The sequence below is a fragment of the Haloarcula rubra genome, from assembly GCF_019599465.1.
GTDB classification, from domain to species: Archaea; Halobacteriota; Halobacteria; order Halobacteriales; family Haloarculaceae; genus Haloarcula; species Haloarcula rubra.
This window is the reverse complement of sequence record NZ_RKLR01000001.1, coordinates 212,683-229,739: the sequence shown is the minus strand read 5'-3', so window position 1 is coordinate 229,739 and position 17,057 is coordinate 212,683. Positions and strand designations below refer to the sequence as shown.

Sequence of the window (17,057 nt, the reverse complement as noted above, 5' to 3'; positions counted from 1 at the left end):
CTCGGTAATGGCAACGGTCGAGACCGACCGGACCGCCTTCGAGCGGCTGGCAGCGGAGGCACCACCGACCGCTCGGATTCCCGTCGCGGTCCGAGTCACCGTCGACGACCCGTTCGAGGCCTACCGGCGGGCCCGTGACCCCACTGGCGGCGTCTATCTGGCGACGACCGGGGGGCAGTCCGGCTGGGGGTACTTCGCGACGGCGCCCGCCGAGTTCACCGAGGTGGCTCCCGACGAGAGCGACACGCTCGGGACGCTCGCCGGCCTGCTCGACGAGGAGACGCTCGTTCGGGGGGACTGCGACGTGCCGTACCCCTGTGGCGCCGTCGGATGGCTCTCGTACGACGTGGCCCGGGAACTGGAGACGCTCCCGGACAGCGCCGTCGCGGACCGCGCCCTCCCACGGATGCAGATGGCGACCTACGACCGCGTCGCGGCGTGGGAGGAACCGCGTGGGGACGGCCCGGTCGAACTCACCGTGACCGCGTGCCCCCGACTCGACGACCACGACGACGCCGGACTGGCCTACGAGTTCGGCAAGCAACACGCGCTGGACCTCGCTCGCGCGGCCACCGAGGGTGACCCGGGCGTCGGGGACCCGCCGGTCGAGACGGACTCCGCCAAGTTCGAGAGCGACTGCACCCGCGAATCGTTCGCCGACCGCGTGCGGACCGTCAAACAGTATATCCGCGACGGCGACACCTTTCAGGCGAACGTCTCCCAGCGACTGAGCGCGCCGGCGGCGGTCCACCCGGTCGAGGCGTTCGACGCGCTCCGGGCGGTCAACCCCGCCCCCTACTCCGCCCTCGTGGAGTTCCCGGGCGTGGACCTCGTCAGCGCGAGTCCGGAACTCCTCCTCCACCGCGACGGCGACCACCTCGTCACGGAACCGATTGCGGGCACGCGACCCCGCGGCGAGACGCCCGCGGCCGACGAGCGACTCGAAGCCGACCTGCTCGACGACGAGAAGGAACGGGCCGAACACGCGATGCTGGTCGACCTAGAACGCAACGACCTCGGGAAGGTGAGCCGGTTCGGCACCGTTGAGGTGACCGACTACCGCCGCGTCGACCGCTACTCGGAGGTGATGCATCTCGTCTCGGAGGTCACCGGCGAGATGCGCGAGCGTGCGACCCTCGAAGACGCCGTCGCGGCGGTGTTCCCCGGCGGCACCATCACCGGCGCGCCCAAACCCCGGACGATGGAGATAATCGACGAGGTCGAGCAGACTCGCCGTGGCCCCTACACCGGCTCTATCGGTATCTTCGGATTCGACGGCCGAGCGACGCTGAACATCGTCATCAGGACGCTGGTACGGTACGCCGAGGAGTACCATCTCCGGGTCGGCGCGGGTATCGTCCACGACTCGGACCCCGACAGCGAGTACGACGAGACGCTCGACAAGGGTCGGGCGCTCGTCACGGCCGTCGACGAGGCGCTGGGCCGGCGGGCTGACCTCTCCGTGGAGGAGTCGCGATGAACGAACGCGACGCTCGTCGCGGCCGCGGCCCACCGTCCAGCGACTCGCTGGCACCCACCGTCCTCGTCGTCGACAACTACGACTCGTTCGCGTACAACCTCGTCCAGTACGTCGGCGAGGTGGTCCTCCGGTTGGGCGGCGACGACGACGACGTGGTCGTCCGCCGCAACGACGCCGTCACCGTAGAGGAGATACACGATATCGACCCCGACGGCATCGTCGTCTCGCCCGGGCCGGGGACGCCCGACGAGGCCGGCGTCTCGATGCCGACGTTCGCCGAACTCCGGTATCCGACGCTGGGCGTCTGTCTGGGCCATCAGGCGCTGTGTGCCGCCAACGGCTCGACCGTGAGCCACGCCGAGGACGTCGTCCACGGCAAGTCCTCGCTCGTGACCCACGACGGCGACGGCATCTTCGAGGGCGTCCCAGACCCCGTGAAGGTGGGCCGCTACCACTCGCTGGCAGTCCGGCGAGACGACGTACCCGACGCCCTCGAAGAGACGGCCTACACCGAAGAGGAGGCGAGCATCGTGATGGGCGTCCGCCACGGTGAGTACCCCCACGTCGGCGTCCAGTTCCACCCCGAGAGCATCCTGACCGACCACGGGAAGACGATGGTCGAGAACTTCTGTCTCACATGCACTACCACGTAGACGGCGACCTGGTCCCGGCCGACGAGGCCACGGTATCGGTACTCGACCGCGGGTTCATGTACGGCGACGCGGGGTTCGAGACGCTCCGGGCGTACGGCGGCGACCCGTTCGCGTGGGACGCCCACCGCGAGCGACTCCAGCACACCGCCGAGACGCTGGGGTTCGCCGACGCCGTCCCCGAGGACCTGCGAGCGCGGGTCGACGAGACGCTCGACGCGAACGACCTCACCGAGGCGTACGTCAAAGTCTCGGTGACGCGAGGGGTCCAGCCCGGGAAACTCACGCCGGACCCCGACGTCGACCCGACGGTAGTCGTCGTCGTGAAGGAACTGCCCCGCGGCGGTCGCGATGGCGAGCGAGTGTGGGACAGTCCCGCCGACGTGCAGACGGTGCGGACCCGCCGCGTCCCGAGCGAGGCGATTCCGGCGGACGTGAAGACGCACAACTACCTCAACGGCATCCTCGGCAAACTCGAACTCCGGCGGGCGGCCGTCGACGGCGACGCCGCCGACGAGTGCCTGATGCGAACGACGGCGGGACACGTCGCGGAGGGGGCGACGAGCAACCTCTTCTTCGTGACCGAGAACGGCCTGCGGACGCCCAGCGAGGACTTGGACCTCCTGCCGGGCGTGACCCGTGACGTCGTGATGGAACTGGCTCGCGAGGAGGACCTCCCGATGGAGACGGGCCACTACTCGCTAGACGTCGTGCGAGACGCCGACGAGGCGTTCCTCACGAACTCCACGTGGGAGATTCGCCCCGTCGCCACCGTCGACGGCATCGAGGTGGGAGCGGGACCGATGACGAAACTCCTCCAGCGGCTCTACGACGAACGCGTCGAGGCCGAACACTACTGAGAAAGCGACCGCCAACGGATATGGCGGTCGAGCGAGACGGTCGGTGCAACCGTGGTCGTCGGTTCAGTACGGGGCGTAACAGACCCAGCCCGTCGGTGGGACGGAGATGTCGACGTAGCCGTTGCCGTCGGTCGTCACGTCGCCGGCGTTGCCGCTGTAGTCGTTGAGCGTCGTGTTCGCCCAAGACGTGTAGACGGTGGTAGACTGCCAGCTCGTCGACCGGTTCAGCCCGACGAGCAGGTTGTTGTACCGCTCGAAGGCGTAGAGGTTCTGGTCGGCGTGGCGCTGGTAGGCGGTGTCGCCCGCGAGGTTGTTGCGAATCCACAACAGGTTCCGGATGTCGTCGTCGCTGATGCCGATGCGGTTGCTGTAGACGCGCGGGTACCCCTCGTACGTGAGGATGTACGCGTAGGCCAGTTTCTCGTACTGTGGCGGGCCGCTGTCGTGGTTAGAGACGAACGTCAGCGACTGGAACGGCGACTGGTCCACCAGTCCGGCGCCGTCGAGCGCCCGCAGGTCGCCGTTCTCGTTGAACGCGTCGTCTTTCATCGTGTAGTACAGCGGGTAGTCGGTGACGGACATTCCCGTGTCCGCGTAGCCCTGACAGTAGTCGACGCTCCCTTGCAGGCACTCCCCCACCGTCCAGAGGCCGAGGTCGTCGGCCCACTGGTTGGCGTAGTCGCTGAAGAACCACTCTGGAACGTGCTTGACGGCGTCCCACCGGATGCCGTCGACGCCCATGTCGGCGTACTTCTCGACGTAGTCGTACAGCTGACCCCGGACGTAGGACGACTCCTGCTTGAGGTCCTTGAGCTCGCAGGTCAGCCAGTCGTTCTCGACGGAGTCGGGGTCGCTGTAGTCGATACAGTCCTTGGCGTGGAAGTCGGCCTCGCTGAAGTACGGCAGGTCGCTGTAGTACACCGGTTCGGCCCCGCGGAAGTCGTCGGCCGCCGCCATGTGGTTTATGACGGCGTCGGCGACGACGTCCAGCCCCTGTGCGTGGGCTTCGTCGACCATGGCCTTGTACTCCGACTCCGTGCCGAACACGCTGTTGAAGTTCTTCAGGTCAATTGGCTGGTAGCCCAGTGGCGGGTCGGTGACGCCCTCCTGATGGCTCCGGTCGAGACGGCTGTACTGCGCCGGCGGGACCTGAACCGTGTCGTAGCCCTGGTCCGCGATGGTCGAGAGGTCGCTCTCGACCTGATTCCAGTCGGTGTGGTAGTACTGGTACACCGCGCTGGAACCGACCGCTTCGGCACCGCCGGTCGCTACCGAGGCACCCGTCGCCGCCGCGCCGAGTGCGCCCATACCTCTGAGTACGTCGCGTCGGGAGAAGTTCTCGCTTCCCCTGCTGAACTGTCGTGTCATCTGCGTGGTTTCCCTTTGTCGCCAGTCGCGTGTGGTCCGCTCTCACAAGCCACGAACTATGATGAATTACTACATAACATTAAAGATGAGGATGTTGTCGAAACGTAATATATTCGTCGCCGAACGTAACAAACGGATGCTCCAGACTCGCCTGTAGGTCGACGAGAGGCTCCCGAACGCCCGTTCTCCGAATCGTGAACGGTCGACTGTCGACGTCCCGAGAATAATTCGGGAGGAGACTCGTCTCCGACCGGCCGATGCTCGCCGTCTCTCTCAGACTACGTCTTCCCGCTCGACGCCGTCGACGTCCAGAATCAGGTCGGCGCCGTAGGCTCCGGCGGGCGTCTGGAACCCGGTCGGCGCGTCGCCGTCGAGGACGCGGTCCAGCGCGGCCAGCGCCGTCTCGACGGTGAGGTCGTAGGTGTGTGGGCCACGGAGCCGGCTGACCGCCCTGTCACCGTCCGGCGTCGTCGCCGCGCCCCAGACGTAGCTCTGTTCGCTCGCCCGTTCCTCGGCGTCGGGTCCGTCGGTGGTCTGCTCGACGTACCACTTCAGCGCGGCTTTCACCGGTGGCAGGCCGAGGAGCGGCGAGAGCGCCCCGGTGAGTCGTTGCATCCGTGCCGCGCTCTCGGGCATCGACATGTACACCGTGACGTTCGGGATGCCGGTGGTGTAGTAGGCCGTCGAGACGTCGCCCCACGGCATCGCGGCGGCGTGGAGTCCGTCGTGGCCCCACCCGAAGTCGATAGTTCGCGACTCGTGGGCCGGGTCGACCCGCTCGATGTGGCCGTCGCGGCGGACCGCACCGCCCGCGTCGAGGTGTTCGACGACTGTCTTCAGCGTCCCACGGGAGAGGCCGACGTCGGCGTGGAAGGCGAGTTCGAGCGTGTCGGCGTCGGGGAGTCGGCCCGCCAGATGGGCGGCGATGCAGTCGGTCGGGACGACGTCGAACCCGACACCCGGCATTAGCATCACGTCCGCGTCCTCGGCCTCGTCGTCCCGTGCGTGGATGGCCTCGAACACGTCGAGTTCGCCGGTGATGTCCAGATAGTGGGTCCCGGTCCGCAGACACGCGTCGACCATCGGTTCCCACGTCCGGGTGAACGGACCCGCACAGTGCAGTACCGCCGTCGCGTCTTCCAGCACCATGTCGAGGACTTTCGGTTCGTCCAGTCCGACCACCTCGAAGTCACACCGGAGTTCGGCGGCCTGTCTGTCGACCTTCTCGCGGTCGCGCCCGACCAGTACTGGGTCGAGACCCCGGTCGACGGCCGCGTCCGCGACGAGCGACCCGGTGTAGCCGTAGGACCTGTAGACGACGAACTCGCCCATGCCAGCGGTGTTCGGCGGAGGTTCGGATAAACGTTGGCGGTGTGGTCAGTTGTCTGACCGAGGAATTGAAACCGACGACTCACGTACCCTGACTCAGCATGGACGAGGACAGTCGGATTGCGGCAGTCAGCGACGTCCCCGAGGACGGCAGTTTCCTCTTTACCGTCCGGGACGGGTTCGACACCGAAGAGGCGATTCTGGTGCGACTCACCGACGGCGTCGTCGCCTTCGAGAACTACTGCCCCCACTGGCGCGACATCCGTCTCGACAAGGGTAGCGGGGCGACGATGCGAGCGGACGAACTGGTCTGTGAGAAACACGGCGCGACGTTCGAGTCCGACACCGGGACCTGTACGTTCGGGCCGTGTGAGGGGGCGGTCCTCGAAGAGATAGCCGTCGCCGTCGACGACGGCGTGGTGTACCTGACCGACGACCGCTACGAGTTCGAACAGCAGGGGCCGTCCGGGGAGTACGACCGCTCCTCGCGAGGGCGCATCGGCTTCTCGGGCCAGTAAGCCGGCCCCGAAACTCCAGCGGTCCAGCGGTCCATCGGTGACTCGCCTAGCCGATTCGATAGGCGGGTTCGGCGACGCTCTCGGACTTACACTCCGGGCAGCGACTCGGTCGGTTCGTCAGGTCGTCGAAGTCCGTGAAGCCACAGCGCTCGCACTCTGGCGGCGCGACGAGTAGTTGCTCGTCTGTCGCGTCGAGCGACTTCGCGATGTGCTCGACGTGTGTGAGCGCGGTGCTGGTCTGTATCTCGAACGTGTTCGCAATCGTCCCTGCGGCCATCGCCTCGTCGCGTAATCGGTCGGCGATGCGCTGGCGCGTCGTGCGACTTGCCTCGCGCATGCGATACCTTGGCGGCCGCCGACAATCAGTTTTCCCCCGCCGTCGCCGCGGAGATTTATTAGCCATCCAACAAAAAGTCCGTGTATGGCAGACACGACACCGGTAGAGATGGGCGCCGACGAGCGAGACGCGTTCCTCGGTGTCGGCGGGACGGGGGTCCTCGCCTTCGGCGAGGCCGACGACGCGTCTCCACACGCGGTTCCGGTCTCGTACGGCTACGACCCCGGTGAGACGACCTTCTACTTCCGGTTAGCACAGGAAACCGACAGCAGGAAGGGACGACTGGAGGGGCGCGCCGTCACGTTCGTCACCTACGACGGCGACGACGGCGATTTCAGGAGCGTGGTCGCTACCGGACGACTGGAACCGGTTCGCATCGAGGACGTGGCCGACCGGTCGCTGGCGGGCCTCCAGAACGTCGACGTCCCGGCCGTCGACGTCTTCGAGCGACCCCTCTCCCGGGTGTCGTTCGAACTCCGCCGCCTCGTGCCCGACGAACTGACGACCAGACGGACGCGAGAGGTGTGACACCGACGCCACCGACACGAAGTTTACAATCCGTGCGATAGTGTGTTCGAGTATGACGCGCCCCCTGATGGACGCCGTCCGACGACGGCAGTTCCGAACCGCGCTGTTCGTGGCCGCGGCCGTCGTCGTGGTTCTCACCGCGGCGGGATGGCTCGGGTACGGCAACTTCGCGACCACGCTCCCCGGCCTCGCCCTGCTCGTGGTCGCGGGGTATCTGGGCTTCCGAGCTAGCCGCTCGCTGTCGTAGCACCGACTGCGTCGCGTTCGCACTCCGACCCGCGAGACCGACCGAGAGCGGCGTGATTCCGGCGCTGAAAAGGGAGGTCAGCCGAAGTTCTCGACCTTCGCGTCGTCGGTACCGACGCCGGCGGCCTCCAGTGCACTCGTCGCGGCGTCGAGGAAGTCGGCGAACCCGTAGACGAACACCTGTCCACCGTCCACGACGGCGTCCGCGACGGCGTCGGTCAGGGCCGCGTCGGCGTCGAGGACGTGGACGACGGCACCGGCCGCCTCGAGCGCCTCTAACCGGTCCTCGTGGATGGGCGACGCGTCCTGATAGACGATAGCGGCCTCGTTGCCGTCGGCCAGCGCGCGCTCGGCGATGCCGACGGCGGGGCCGATACCGGGGCCGCCCGCCAGTAGCACCGCTCGCTCCTCGCCCTCGTAGTAGTCCGACCCGAAGGGGCCGGCGATGCGGACCGAATCCCCGGCTTCGAGGTCCGCAAGCAGGGGTGCGACCGCTCCCTCGGGGTCGATACCGACGGTAATCTCGAACTCGTCCTCGACGTCGGGCGAGGAGATAGTGTAGAAGCGGGACTCGTCTTCCCCGTCGACGGTGAGGGTCAGTTTGACGAACTGGCCCGGTTGCGCGTCGAACGCCGGCGGCGTCTCGATGTCGACGGCGATGGCGTCCGGCCCGACAGACCTGACCGCAGTGACGGAGAGTGAACGTTCGTCCATATCACGGTCGAAGTCGGGGCCGGACAAGGGGATTTCGGTTGATTCTGCCGGATGCAGCGACCGTCGTTACAAAATCGGACAGCCACGCGCGCGGGCGCACACAGAAGCCTTTTCACCCCCGGTTTGCTACCCTTGCGGTAGTATGCCAGACGACCTCAACTGGGCCATCGGCGGGGAGGCCGGCGATGGAATCGACTCGACCGGGAAGATCTTCGCACAGGCGCTCTCCCGGGCCGGTCGACACGTCTTCACGTCGAAGGACTTCGCCTCACGGATTCGCGGCGGCTACACCGCCTACAAGGTCCGGACCTCGGTGGACCGCGTCGAGAGCGTCGTCGACCGCCTCGACATCCTCATCGCGCTGACCGAGCGCACCATCCACGAGAACGAGGACGAACTGCACGACGACTCCGTCATTATCTACGACGCCGAGCGCACCACCATGCAGGACGTCGAGGTGCCCGGCGACGCCACCGCGCTGGAGGTCCCGCTCAAGCGCCTCGCCGAGGACGCCGGCGGCGCTATCATGCTCAACGTCGTCGCGCTGGGCGCGGCGTGTGAGGTGACGAACTTCCCCATCGAGAACCTGGACGAGAGCCTCCAGAAGCGCTTCGGCGACAAGGGCGAGGCCATCGTCGAGAACAACAAGCAGGCCGCTCGGATGGGACAGGAGTACGTCCAGGAGGAGTTCGACTACGAGTTCGGCTACGACTTAGAGACGACCGACGAGGACTACGTCCTCCTGAACGGCGACGAGGCCATCGGGATGGGTGCCATCGCCGCTGGCTGCCGGTTCTACGCCGGCTACCCCATCACACCGGCCACAGACGTGATGGAGTACCTCACCGGCCGCATCGACCAGTTCGGCGGCAAAGTCGTCCAGGCCGAAGACGAACTGTCGGCCATCAACATGGCGCTGGGTGCGGCCCGTGCCGGCGCACGGTCGATGACCGCCACCTCCGGACCGGGTATCGACCTGATGACCGAGACGTTCGGCCTCGTCGCGACCAGCGAGACGCCGCTGGTCATCTGTGACGTGATGCGTAGCGGTCCCTCGACGGGGATGCCCACGAAACAGGAACAGGGCGACCTCAACATGACGCTGTACGGCGGGCACGGCGAGATTCCGCGCTTCGTCCTCGCGCCGACGAGCATCTCCGAGTGTTTCTGGAAGACCGTCGAGGCGTTCAACCTCGCCGAGAAGTACCAGACGCCCGTGTTCCTCGTCTCGGACCTCGCGATGGCGGTCACCGAACAGACGTTCTCCCCGGAGACCTTCGACATGGACGAGGTCGAGGTCGACCGCGGCAAGGTCGTCGACGAGAACGACATCGACACGTGGCTGGACGAGAAGGGCCGTTTCCAGGCGCACTTCCCTGCCGCCGATGGCGTCTCGCCGCGGGCGTTCCCCGGCACGGCCGACGGCGCACACATGACCACGGGCCTCGAACACGACGAACTCGGCCGCCGGACGGAGGACACGGACGTCCGCGTCGAACAGGTCGACAAGCGCCAGCGGAAGGTCGAGACCGCCCGCGAGCAAGAGGAGTTCGACTACCGCGAGTACGGCGACCCCGACGCCGACACGCTGGTCATCTCGTGGGGGTCCAACGAGGGCGCGATGCGTGAGGGACTGGAGTTCCTCGAAGAAGACGGCTACGACATCCGCTTCATCTCGGTGCCGTACATCTTCCCGCGACCGGACCTCACGGAGGAGGTCGAGGCGGCCGACGACGTCATCGTCGTCGAGTGTAACGCCACCGGCCAGTTCGCCGACGTCGTCGAACACGACGTCCTCGAACGGGTCGAGCGCATCAACAAGTACACCGGCGTGCGGTTCAAGGCCGACGAACTCGCAGACGAAATCAAACAGACGCTCGCTGGCGACGCGGGCACGACAACGGAGGTCGAAGCAGAATGAGCTCAGACGTTAGATTCACAGACTTCAAGTCCGACAAGCAACCGACGTGGTGTCCCGGCTGCGGCGACTTCGGGACGATGAACGGCATGATGAAGGCCCTGGCCGAGACGGGCAACGACCCGGACAACACGTTCGTGGTCGCCGGCATCGGCTGTTCCGGCAAAATCGGGACCTACATGCACAGCTACGCGCTGCACGGCGTCCACGGCCGCGCGCTGCCCGTGGGCATCGGCGTGAAGATGGCCAATCCCAATCTGGAAGTGATGGTCGCCGGCGGCGACGGCGACGGCTACTCCATCGGCGCGGGCCACTTCATCCACGCAGTGCGCCGGAACGTCGACATGAGCTACGTCGTGATGGACAACCGCATCTACGGGCTGACGAAGGGGCAGGCCTCGCCGACGTCGCGCGAGGACTTCGAGACGGGCACCACCCCGGACGGCCCGAAACAGCCACCGGTCAACCCGAAGGCACTGGCGCTGGCCTCCGGCGCGACGTTCATCGCCCAGTCGTTCAGTTCGAACTCTCAGCGACACGCCGAAATCGTCCAGCAGGCCATCGAGCACGACGGCTTCGGCTTCGTCAACGTCTACAGTCCCTGCGTGACGTTCAACGACGTCGACACGTACGACTACTTCCGGGACACCATCGTGGACCTAGACGAGACGGACCACGACGCGGGCAACCGCGACCAGGCGAAGGACAAGATTCTGGAGAGCGAGAAGGAGTACATGGGCGTCCTGTACCAGGACGAGGAGTCGGTGCCGTTCGAGAAGCGTGAGGGCATTGAGGACTCGATGGCCGAGATTCCCGACGGCGCACCCGAGGGTGCGATGGACCTCGTCCGCGAGTTCTACTAACCGCCTTTTCGGCGTCGGGTTCGCGCTTCGTGCGACCCACACCTCGAAAAACGCGGTTTTCGTAGGGGGACGAACTCGTGGCTCGGCACAGCCACGGCGATTCCGTCTACTGTGCGATTTCTCGGCCGATAGTTTGCCACAATCTGACACACCCAACAGCGTTGGGCTTGCACCCATACGCCCCTGTTCCGTACCCGCAGTATGCACGTCTTCTGGCACCAGCGGGACCTGCGAATCCCGGACAACCGGGGGCTGACGGCCGCCGCGGACGAGGACACCGTCCTCCCGGTCTACGTCGTGGACACGGACGTTCTGCACAAGGTCGGGAAGCGACAGCGAGCGTTCTTCGCGGAGGGCGTCCGGGCGTTGCAACGCGCCTATCGAGCGCGCGGGAGCGACCTGCTGGTTCGGTCCGGTCCGGCCGCCGACGTACTCGCAGACGTGGTTGACGAGTACGACGCCGACCGGGTGTTCTACAACGAGCACTACCGCCCGGCCCGTCGGAACCGCCAGCGTCGGGTCGACGACGCCGTGCCGACGACGTCGCTGACGGACCTCTTGCTGGTCGACCCTGCCGCCCTCGACGACCGCTACGAGAACCACAGTCGGTTCTACGACGACTGGCAGGCCCACCAGAAACGCCCGCCCGCAGAGCCACCCGACGAGGACGCGCTGGCCGACTTCTCGGACTCCAAGACGGTACCCGCTATCGACGTCGCCGTCGACCTCCCGACGCCGGGCTACGAGGGCGCACGCGAGCGGTGGGACCGGTTCCTCGCCGACGGCATCGAGACGTACAGCGACACGCGCGACGACATGCGTGCGGCCGTCGAGCAACCCGTGGGGGCCGTCTCCCGGATGTCCCCGTACATCGCCGCTGGGATGATAGGCGTCCGTGAACTGTGGCGCGACGCGAGCGAACGCCACGCCGAAGTTGGGCCCGACCAGAAGCGACAGGTCCAGAAGTACCGCTACGAACTCTCGTGGCGCGAGCAGAGCTACCACCTGCTGTACTACACCCCGACGCTGCTGACGGAGAACTACAAGTCCTTCCCCAACCCTATCGAGTGGGAGAACGACCCGGAGACGTTCGCGGCGTGGCAACGCGGCGAGACAGGGTATCCGCTCGTCGACGCCGGGATGCGCCAGCTAGACGCGGAGGGGTACGTCCACAACCGCCCCCGGCAGAACGTCGCCTCCTTCCTCACCAAGCACCTCCTCGTCGACTGGCGGAAGGGGGCGCGCTACTTCACGAAGCAGTTGGTCGACCACGACCCGGCCTCGAACTACGCCAGTTGGCAGTGGACGGCCTCGACGGGGACCGACTCCGTCGACGTGCGCATCTTCGACCCCGTCGCCCAGATGCACAAGTACGACAGCAGCGCCGACTACGTCACCGAGTACGTGCCCGAACTCCGTGGGGTGCCGGCGTCGAAAATCGTCGACTGGCCGACCCTTTCCGACGCCGAGCGACAGGAACTGGCGCCCGACTATCCCCACCCTATCGTCGACCGGAACGCGGCGTACGAACGGGCCCAGCGGGTGTTCGAGCGAGCGCTCGGCAAACGGTAGTCCGGCAGGGCGGTCAGTGATGCCCGGGCAACACGCTCGGGTCACCGGAGCGGTAGATGTACTCGACGGCGATGCCCGTCAGCGGCGAGTCCGCGGCCGTCGCGTACTCCTTCGCGAGGTCGAGGTACTGCTCGGTGACGTCGACGACGCGGTTGTACGCCGCTCTGTCGTCCGGTGCGAGGACGTACTCGGCGGTGACGGGCGTCAACTGGCCCTCGGCCCGGTCGTCGGCGTAGTCGTCCACGTCGTCCAGCCACACCTGCGCGCCGATGATGGCGAGGACGATGGCCTTCGCGAAGTCGTCGTCAATATCCAGTCCGGCGAGTCGGTAGAGGTCCAACATCCCGTCGTAGATGACGCCGACGCGGGCGTACTGGGTCTTGCTGTACGGCAGGTCCTTCTCGGCGTCGGTGAGCGTCGCCGGTTCCTCGTCGTAGTCGGCGAACTTGTACTCCTCGCGGATCGCCTCCCGTGCGCTCTCGTCGCCGTCTTCGGCCGCTTCCAGCAGTTCCCGGAAGTGTTCGTCCCGGTCCTGATGAGCCTCGGAGTAGTCGACGGCCCACTGGTACGCGTCCGCGACGATGGACGGCATCTCGTCCAAGAGGCCGTCGAGGTGGGACTGGAGCGCGGCCTGTGCCGTCTCGGCCACCCGTCGAGGGTCGACGTCGACGTCCGTCTCGAAGTCCTCGAACTCGTCGTCGTTGATAGCGTCACGCATGTCGCCGTCGACGAGCGCCTCGATGGAGAGGCGGGTCATCTGCTCGGCCCGGACGACCATCTCGCGGGGCGAGAGGTCGGGCGTGTCGCCGTCCAGTGCGCCGCTCTCGACGGGGGGAACGCCGGTCGCTATCTCCTCGGTGACCGGGTCGCCGTCGGCCTCTCGGCGGGCCTCGCGGTAGACGTACCCCAGCGTCAACTGTGCGGGCAGGATGAGTTTGGTGTCGTAACTGAACGACACCGGCCGACCGAACTCGTCTTCGAGCGCGGCCTCGACGCGGTCGTACACGTCGGCCATCATCCGCTCGGTTCGGTCGTCGATTTCGGACTTGAGTGCGAGGCTGGCGTAGTCGAACACGCCGGAGTCGGCGTAGTACCCCAGCACCGACCGGACGGCGGTCGGTAACCTCGGCCTATCGGCCAGCACACCAGCACCTGTTTTGAGAACCATGTATCGTCTCCCCGCGTCTGGCAACTGGTGTGACTGGTGGCTCCTTTACCCTTTCGAGAGACACCGCCGCCGTCGCAGGCAGTGGATAAAGCAAGACTGATTACGGATACGAGTAACCCACAACCATGCGCGACCGCTTTGACGTGGTGATAGCCGGGGCTGGGCCCGCGGGTGGGCAGTGTGCCCGTGACCTGGCCGAGCGGAACTACGACGTGCTGGTACTCGAGACGGAAGAGGAATCGGAGTTCCCACGTCAGAGCAACAAATCGACCGCCGGGACCTTCCCCTCCGCGATGACCGCCTTCGCCATCCCGGACGACGTCGTCATGCAGTACACGGAGGAGGTGGTCCTCGAATCGCCGAACGACCACTACGTCCGCACCCAGACCGGGGCCGTTCTGGAGTTCGCCGACTTCAAGCGGTTCCTCGTCCGTGACAGTCGCGAGAAGGGGGCGACGTATCGGTTCGACTCGCGGGTCTCTGCCCCCATCATGGAGGACGGCGACATCGTCGGTGTCCGGTACGACGGTGACGAGGAGGTGTACGCCGACGTCATCATCGACGCCACCGGCCCCGCGGCACCGCTGGCGAAGAAACTCGGCGTCTGTGACCTCCAGCGGGAGAAGCAGGCCATCGGCATCGAGTACGAGTTCGAGAACGTCGACCTGAACCACGACGGCTACGCCGACCTGCGCGACACGATGATGCTCCGACTGGACCACGACCTCGCGCCCGGCGGCTACTCGTGGATCTTCCACACCGGCGAAGACACCGCGAAGGTCGGCCTCTGTTACATCCAGAACGCCTCCCACCACCAGTACGCCAAAGACGGGATGGGTATCGACGACTATCTCGAGTACTGGCTCGACTCGGACCCGCGCTTCGAGGACGCCGAGAAGATCGAGGGGACCCAGGCCCACCGTGGCTCCGCCCACATCCAGCCGCCGAAGTCACTCAGCACGGACAACTTCATGGCCATCGGCGACACCGTCCCGAGTATCGACCCTCTGTGGGGTGAAGGCATCCACAAGGGGATGAAGTCGGCCCGGGCCGCCGCCGCGACGGTGGACGCGGCGCTCACCCCGGAGACGCCGGACACCTCCGCGGAGTCGCTCTCCGTCTACGACCAACTCTGGCACAGTCAGGTCGCCCCGAAACACCGCTCTCGCCTGATGATGACCGAACTGCTGTATCTCGCACCGAACGAACGGTACGACCAGTTGATGGCCGACCTCCGGAGCACCGACGCGGACACGCTCACGCAGATAAACAACGGTGACCGGCGGGCCATCACGAAGCTCGCACACCTCTCTGACGTCCCGCTCCTCGCGAAGTACGCCCGACAGCGACTGTCGAACTGACCGCGGCCGCCCGGCGACGCCGTGGCCCAGTGCGGCAACTTTTTCTCCGGCCGCCCGAACCGTCCGACAATGAGCGACAGCGCGCTCGGTGTCGTCGGCGACGAGAGCGTGGCCGACCGACTCCGCGACGCCGGCGTCTCCGTCGATGTCGGCTCACCGGCGGACCCCCCGACGACCGAGCGAGTCGTCGCCGTCGGTCAGACGGCCGTCGCCGGAGTCGGTGCGAGCGACCACGACCCGCTCTTGCTCCCCGTCGACGCCGGACGCGGCGTCCGGTCGGTGACACGGGACGCCGTGCTGGCGGCCGTACGGGGGCTGGACGACGCCCACGTCGACCGACACCCGGTGGTGGCGGTCACGACCGCCGGCGACACCGTCGGGCGGGCGGTGTGGGACGTGACCGCCGTCACCGCTGACGCCGCTCGCATCTCGGAGTACGCCGTCGAGACGCCGAGCGATTCGGTGGGACAGTTCCGCGCCGACGGTATCACCGTCGCGACCCCCGCCGGGTCGCCGGAGTACGCCCGCCGCGTCGGCGGCCCCGTGCTGGCCCCCGTGGCCGGGGTCGGCGTCGCCGCGCCCATCGCCCCGTTCGCGACCAACCCCGACCACTGGGTGCTGCCGCTCGACGACCTCACCGTCTCCGTCGAGCGCGACGAAGCCACCGTCGCGCTGTACGTGGACGGTGTCCACGAGGGCACCGTCGCCTGTGGACAGACCGTCACCCTCTCGCGGAGCGGGCCGATGCGCGTCGCCGTCGTCGACGAGAGTCGGTCCCGCTTCGCCTGATTCCTGCCGAGATTGGAAAGACACTAATGGCCCTCGGACAGAGGTTTGCGTATGCAGCCATCCGTAACCCTCTTCGGGCCACTGGACACCATCATGGGGGCCACCGGTCCGGGGGACGTGCTCGTCGTCGAGTACCTCCTCCTGGCGCTGGTGGTTGGCAACTTCCTGACGCGTATGGTGGCACACAGGCGCTACACTACCCAGTACGACGACGGTGGGGCCGAAGCCATCAGCCGGCATCCGGTCCACGTCGCGAGCAACGTCCTGTTGGTCGTCACGTCGTTCTACTACATGACCCTCGCTCACCACGGCGGGATGGTCCTCTCGGTGCTCGTCCTCGGGTTGGTCATCACCGACTTCTTCGAGTTCGAGTCCCGGAAAGTCGAAGCGCGCCGTGACCTCGCCCTCGAACGACCGAAGGGCGCACTCGTCGCCGCGATGGTCGTCTTCATGTACGCCGGCTACCAGAGCCTCTTCTGGGTCATCAAGGGCCCCTGGTCCGCTATCGTCTAAGCGGGCCGTCGTCGTTTTTCCGTCTTCGCTACCTCTCGCCGTGGCCTCGTTCGTGTCCGAGCAGACACGTCTCGCTGCACGCTGGCCGAAGCCGAGCGCACCCGTCGCTACGAGACGGAGCGCGTGACTCGAAGCAGAAAGAGACCGACCGGTCGCTCAGGCGGACCGCTCGTCGAGGTACTCGCGAAGCTCACCGACGAGGGGGATGAGTACCCAGAACGTGAGCGCGCCGAAGACGGCGAACCAGAAGAACACGTCCATCATCGCGATGGCCATGCTGTCGAAGACGGTTCGCGACTCGGCCGGTGGCAGTTCGCCGATGAGCTGTGCGCCCTCGAAGCTCGGTGTCCGGTACCATCCAGCGATGGTCATCCAGCCGAGTCCGCCGACCATCAGCGCGCCGAACCCTTTGATGAACTCGTCAGCCATTATCGGACAGTTCGTCAGCGTCGTCTTTAGACTTTCCCATCTCCTCGGTGCGGAATCGCGTCGAAAAGGCGTACACGACGGCCCCGATGAGGATGAGGCCGACGCCGGCGATGGCCACCGGGACGTCTATCTCCGAGGCCGGCGCCGACGCTCTGTTGGTCGCGACGTCGACGAGGATGAACCCGCCCACGACGCTGAACACCGCGATGAGCGTCGAGAACACCGTGACGGTCTTGTAGACGCGGAGGGGGACCACGACGTCACGAGAGCGTCCGCCGTCCGGCGCGCCCGCCTCCTCCGTGGCCTCGGCCTCCGTCGGCACGCCCGACTGGTCCTCGGTCATCACGACAGCTAGGGGCGCGAGATACTTTACTGCGGCGAGACGCGGACGTGTCGGGTCCCGTCGTCGCTACG

The 17,057-nt window shown here is 66.7% G+C and carries 19 protein-coding genes; 12 read left to right on the top strand and 7 right to left on the bottom strand.

The window, feature by feature from the left end; all coding sequences use genetic code 11:
• The first annotated feature begins 7 nt into the window (after positions 1-7).
• From pabB to EGH21_RS01280, 3 genes are read left to right on the top strand one after another with little or no spacing between them, the layout of a single operon-like run.
• Positions 8-1,480: an aminodeoxychorismate synthase, component I gene (gene pabB, locus EGH21_RS01290; protein WP_220616666.1), complete on the top strand. Its 1,473-nt coding sequence runs from the start codon at positions 8-10 to the stop codon at positions 1,478-1,480.
• Positions 1,477-2,133 carry an anthranilate synthase component II gene (locus tag EGH21_RS01285; RefSeq protein ID WP_220616665.1) on the top strand — a complete coding sequence of 219 codons (657 nt, stop codon included), beginning with the start codon at positions 1,477-1,479 and terminating at the stop codon, positions 2,131-2,133. The genes pabB and EGH21_RS01285 overlap by 4 nt, the downstream gene beginning before the upstream one ends.
• Entirely contained in the window at positions 2,118-2,990 is an 873-nt protein-coding gene (locus EGH21_RS01280; RefSeq protein ID WP_220616664.1) for an aminotransferase class IV, read from the top strand. Before EGH21_RS01285 ends, EGH21_RS01280 begins: the two co-directional genes overlap by 16 nt.
• 63 nt (positions 2,991-3,053) lie before the next feature.
• On the opposite strand, the gene EGH21_RS01275 is transcribed toward EGH21_RS01280, so the two are convergent.
• Complete coding sequence (locus tag EGH21_RS01275) at positions 3,054-4,358, bottom strand: alpha-amylase domain-containing protein (RefSeq protein ID WP_220616663.1); 1,305 nt, start codon at positions 4,356-4,358, stop codon at positions 3,054-3,056.
• 273 nt (positions 4,359-4,631) lie between these two features.
• A complete protein-coding gene (locus EGH21_RS01270) occupies positions 4,632-5,690 on the bottom strand; it encodes a saccharopine dehydrogenase family protein (protein WP_220616662.1) in 1,059 nt (352 codons plus the stop codon).
• Positions 5,691-5,788: 98 nt separating this feature from the next.
• Here EGH21_RS01270 and EGH21_RS01265 point away from each other — a divergent pair, with 98 nt between their 5' ends.
• On the top strand, positions 5,789-6,205 hold the full coding sequence (locus tag EGH21_RS01265) for a Rieske (2Fe-2S) protein (protein ID WP_220616661.1): 417 nt from the start codon (positions 5,789-5,791) through the stop codon (positions 6,203-6,205).
• 46 nt (positions 6,206-6,251) lie between these two features.
• On the opposite strand, the gene EGH21_RS01260 is transcribed toward EGH21_RS01265, so the two are convergent.
• A complete protein-coding gene (locus EGH21_RS01260; RefSeq protein ID WP_166969058.1) occupies positions 6,252-6,542 on the bottom strand; it encodes a transcriptional regulator in 291 nt (96 codons plus the stop codon).
• Between the two features lie 84 nt (positions 6,543-6,626).
• On the opposite strand from EGH21_RS01260, the gene EGH21_RS01255 reads away from it, so the two are divergent.
• Together EGH21_RS01255 and EGH21_RS01250 are read left to right on the top strand one after the other, a co-directional pair.
• Positions 6,627-7,070 carry a pyridoxamine 5'-phosphate oxidase family protein gene (locus EGH21_RS01255; RefSeq protein ID WP_220616660.1) on the top strand — a complete coding sequence of 148 codons (444 nt, stop codon included), beginning with the start codon at positions 6,627-6,629 and terminating at the stop codon, positions 7,068-7,070.
• Positions 7,071-7,122: 52 nt separating this feature from the next.
• A complete protein-coding gene (locus tag EGH21_RS01250; protein WP_188994033.1) occupies positions 7,123-7,317 on the top strand; it encodes a hypothetical protein in 195 nt (64 codons plus the stop codon).
• 77 nt (positions 7,318-7,394) lie between these two features.
• Here the strand turns inward: EGH21_RS01250 and EGH21_RS01245 are convergent, their stop codons facing one another.
• Positions 7,395-8,030 carry an FAD-dependent oxidoreductase gene (locus EGH21_RS01245; RefSeq protein ID WP_220616659.1) on the bottom strand — a complete coding sequence of 212 codons (636 nt, stop codon included), beginning with the start codon at positions 8,028-8,030 and terminating at the stop codon, positions 7,395-7,397.
• A 142-nt stretch (positions 8,031-8,172) separates the two neighbouring features.
• Here EGH21_RS01245 and EGH21_RS01240 point away from each other — a divergent pair, with 142 nt between their 5' ends.
• The 3 genes from EGH21_RS01240 to EGH21_RS01230 all read left to right on the top strand — a co-directional run bounded on the left by EGH21_RS01240 (position 8,173) and on the right by EGH21_RS01230 (position 12,383).
• Positions 8,173-9,951 (top strand): 2-oxoacid:acceptor oxidoreductase subunit alpha, encoded by a 1,779-nt coding sequence (locus EGH21_RS01240; protein ID WP_220616658.1) that lies wholly within the window; start codon positions 8,173-8,175, stop codon positions 9,949-9,951.
• The gene (locus EGH21_RS01235) at positions 9,948-10,811 is read left to right on the top strand and encodes a 2-oxoacid:ferredoxin oxidoreductase subunit beta (RefSeq protein WP_220616657.1); all 864 of its coding nucleotides are present in this window, start codon (positions 9,948-9,950) and stop codon (positions 10,809-10,811) included. Before EGH21_RS01240 ends, EGH21_RS01235 begins: the two co-directional genes overlap by 4 nt.
• Positions 10,812-11,012: 201 nt before the next feature.
• Positions 11,013-12,383 carry a cryptochrome/photolyase family protein gene (locus tag EGH21_RS01230; RefSeq protein WP_220616656.1) on the top strand — a complete coding sequence of 457 codons (1,371 nt, stop codon included), beginning with the start codon at positions 11,013-11,015 and terminating at the stop codon, positions 12,381-12,383.
• Between the two features lie 13 nt (positions 12,384-12,396).
• Here the strand turns inward: EGH21_RS01230 and EGH21_RS01225 are convergent, their stop codons facing one another.
• On the bottom strand, positions 12,397-13,551 hold the full coding sequence (locus EGH21_RS01225) for a hypothetical protein (protein ID WP_220616655.1): 1,155 nt from the start codon (positions 13,549-13,551) through the stop codon (positions 12,397-12,399).
• A 125-nt stretch (positions 13,552-13,676) separates the two neighbouring features.
• Here EGH21_RS01225 and EGH21_RS01220 point away from each other — a divergent pair, with 125 nt between their 5' ends.
• From EGH21_RS01220 to EGH21_RS01210, 3 genes are all read left to right on the top strand, one after another.
• A complete protein-coding gene (locus EGH21_RS01220) occupies positions 13,677-14,912 on the top strand; it encodes a digeranylgeranylglycerophospholipid reductase (RefSeq protein ID WP_220616654.1) in 1,236 nt (411 codons plus the stop codon).
• A gap of 69 nt (positions 14,913-14,981) precedes the next feature.
• Positions 14,982-15,701, top strand: a complete 720-nt coding sequence (locus tag EGH21_RS01215; protein WP_220616653.1) for a diacylglycerol kinase catalytic domain-containing protein — start codon at positions 14,982-14,984, stop codon at positions 15,699-15,701.
• Between the two features lie 51 nt (positions 15,702-15,752).
• Positions 15,753-16,214, top strand: coding sequence for a DUF7313 family protein (locus tag EGH21_RS01210; RefSeq protein WP_220616652.1), 462 nt, complete (start codon positions 15,753-15,755; stop codon positions 16,212-16,214).
• A 156-nt stretch (positions 16,215-16,370) separates the two neighbouring features.
• Here the strand turns inward: EGH21_RS01210 and EGH21_RS01205 are convergent, their stop codons facing one another.
• The gene (locus EGH21_RS01205) at positions 16,371-16,643 is read right to left on the bottom strand and encodes a DUF7314 family protein (protein ID WP_220616651.1); all 273 of its coding nucleotides are present in this window, start codon (positions 16,641-16,643) and stop codon (positions 16,371-16,373) included.
• Positions 16,636-16,986: a DUF7315 family membrane protein gene (locus EGH21_RS01200; protein ID WP_236035354.1), complete on the bottom strand. Its 351-nt coding sequence runs from the start codon at positions 16,984-16,986 to the stop codon at positions 16,636-16,638. The genes EGH21_RS01205 and EGH21_RS01200 overlap by 8 nt, the downstream gene beginning before the upstream one ends.
• Between the last annotated feature and the right edge of the window lie 71 nt (positions 16,987-17,057).

Excerpts from the sequence above, each read along its gene's own strand:
- pabB (WP_220616666.1), top strand. The coding sequence starts at position 8 with ATGGCAACGGTCGAGACCGACCGGACCGCCTTCGAGCGGCTGGCAGCG.
- EGH21_RS01285 (WP_220616665.1), top strand. The coding sequence starts at position 1,477 with ATGAACGAACGCGACGCTCGTCGCGGCCGCGGCCCACCGTCCAGCGAC.
- EGH21_RS01280 (WP_220616664.1), top strand. The coding sequence starts at position 2,118 with ATGCACTACCACGTAGACGGCGACCTGGTCCCGGCCGACGAGGCCACG.
- EGH21_RS01275 (WP_220616663.1), bottom strand. The coding sequence starts at position 4,358 with ATGACACGACAGTTCAGCAGGGGAAGCGAGAACTTCTCCCGACGCGAC.
- EGH21_RS01270 (WP_220616662.1), bottom strand. The coding sequence starts at position 5,690 with ATGGGCGAGTTCGTCGTCTACAGGTCCTACGGCTACACCGGGTCGCTC.
- EGH21_RS01265 (WP_220616661.1), top strand. The coding sequence starts at position 5,789 with ATGGACGAGGACAGTCGGATTGCGGCAGTCAGCGACGTCCCCGAGGAC.
- EGH21_RS01260 (WP_166969058.1), bottom strand. The coding sequence starts at position 6,542 with ATGCGCGAGGCAAGTCGCACGACGCGCCAGCGCATCGCCGACCGATTA.
- EGH21_RS01255 (WP_220616660.1), top strand. The coding sequence starts at position 6,627 with ATGGCAGACACGACACCGGTAGAGATGGGCGCCGACGAGCGAGACGCG.
- EGH21_RS01250 (WP_188994033.1), top strand. The coding sequence starts at position 7,123 with ATGACGCGCCCCCTGATGGACGCCGTCCGACGACGGCAGTTCCGAACC.
- EGH21_RS01245 (WP_220616659.1), bottom strand. The coding sequence starts at position 8,030 with ATGGACGAACGTTCACTCTCCGTCACTGCGGTCAGGTCTGTCGGGCCG.
- EGH21_RS01240 (WP_220616658.1), top strand. The coding sequence starts at position 8,173 with ATGCCAGACGACCTCAACTGGGCCATCGGCGGGGAGGCCGGCGATGGA.
- EGH21_RS01235 (WP_220616657.1), top strand. The coding sequence starts at position 9,948 with ATGAGCTCAGACGTTAGATTCACAGACTTCAAGTCCGACAAGCAACCG.
- EGH21_RS01230 (WP_220616656.1), top strand. The coding sequence starts at position 11,013 with ATGCACGTCTTCTGGCACCAGCGGGACCTGCGAATCCCGGACAACCGG.
- EGH21_RS01225 (WP_220616655.1), bottom strand. The coding sequence starts at position 13,551 with ATGGTTCTCAAAACAGGTGCTGGTGTGCTGGCCGATAGGCCGAGGTTA.
- EGH21_RS01220 (WP_220616654.1), top strand. The coding sequence starts at position 13,677 with ATGCGCGACCGCTTTGACGTGGTGATAGCCGGGGCTGGGCCCGCGGGT.
- EGH21_RS01215 (WP_220616653.1), top strand. The coding sequence starts at position 14,982 with ATGAGCGACAGCGCGCTCGGTGTCGTCGGCGACGAGAGCGTGGCCGAC.
- EGH21_RS01210 (WP_220616652.1), top strand. The coding sequence starts at position 15,753 with ATGCAGCCATCCGTAACCCTCTTCGGGCCACTGGACACCATCATGGGG.
- EGH21_RS01205 (WP_220616651.1), bottom strand. The coding sequence starts at position 16,643 with ATGGCTGACGAGTTCATCAAAGGGTTCGGCGCGCTGATGGTCGGCGGA.
- EGH21_RS01200 (WP_236035354.1), bottom strand. The coding sequence starts at position 16,986 with ATGACCGAGGACCAGTCGGGCGTGCCGACGGAGGCCGAGGCCACGGAG.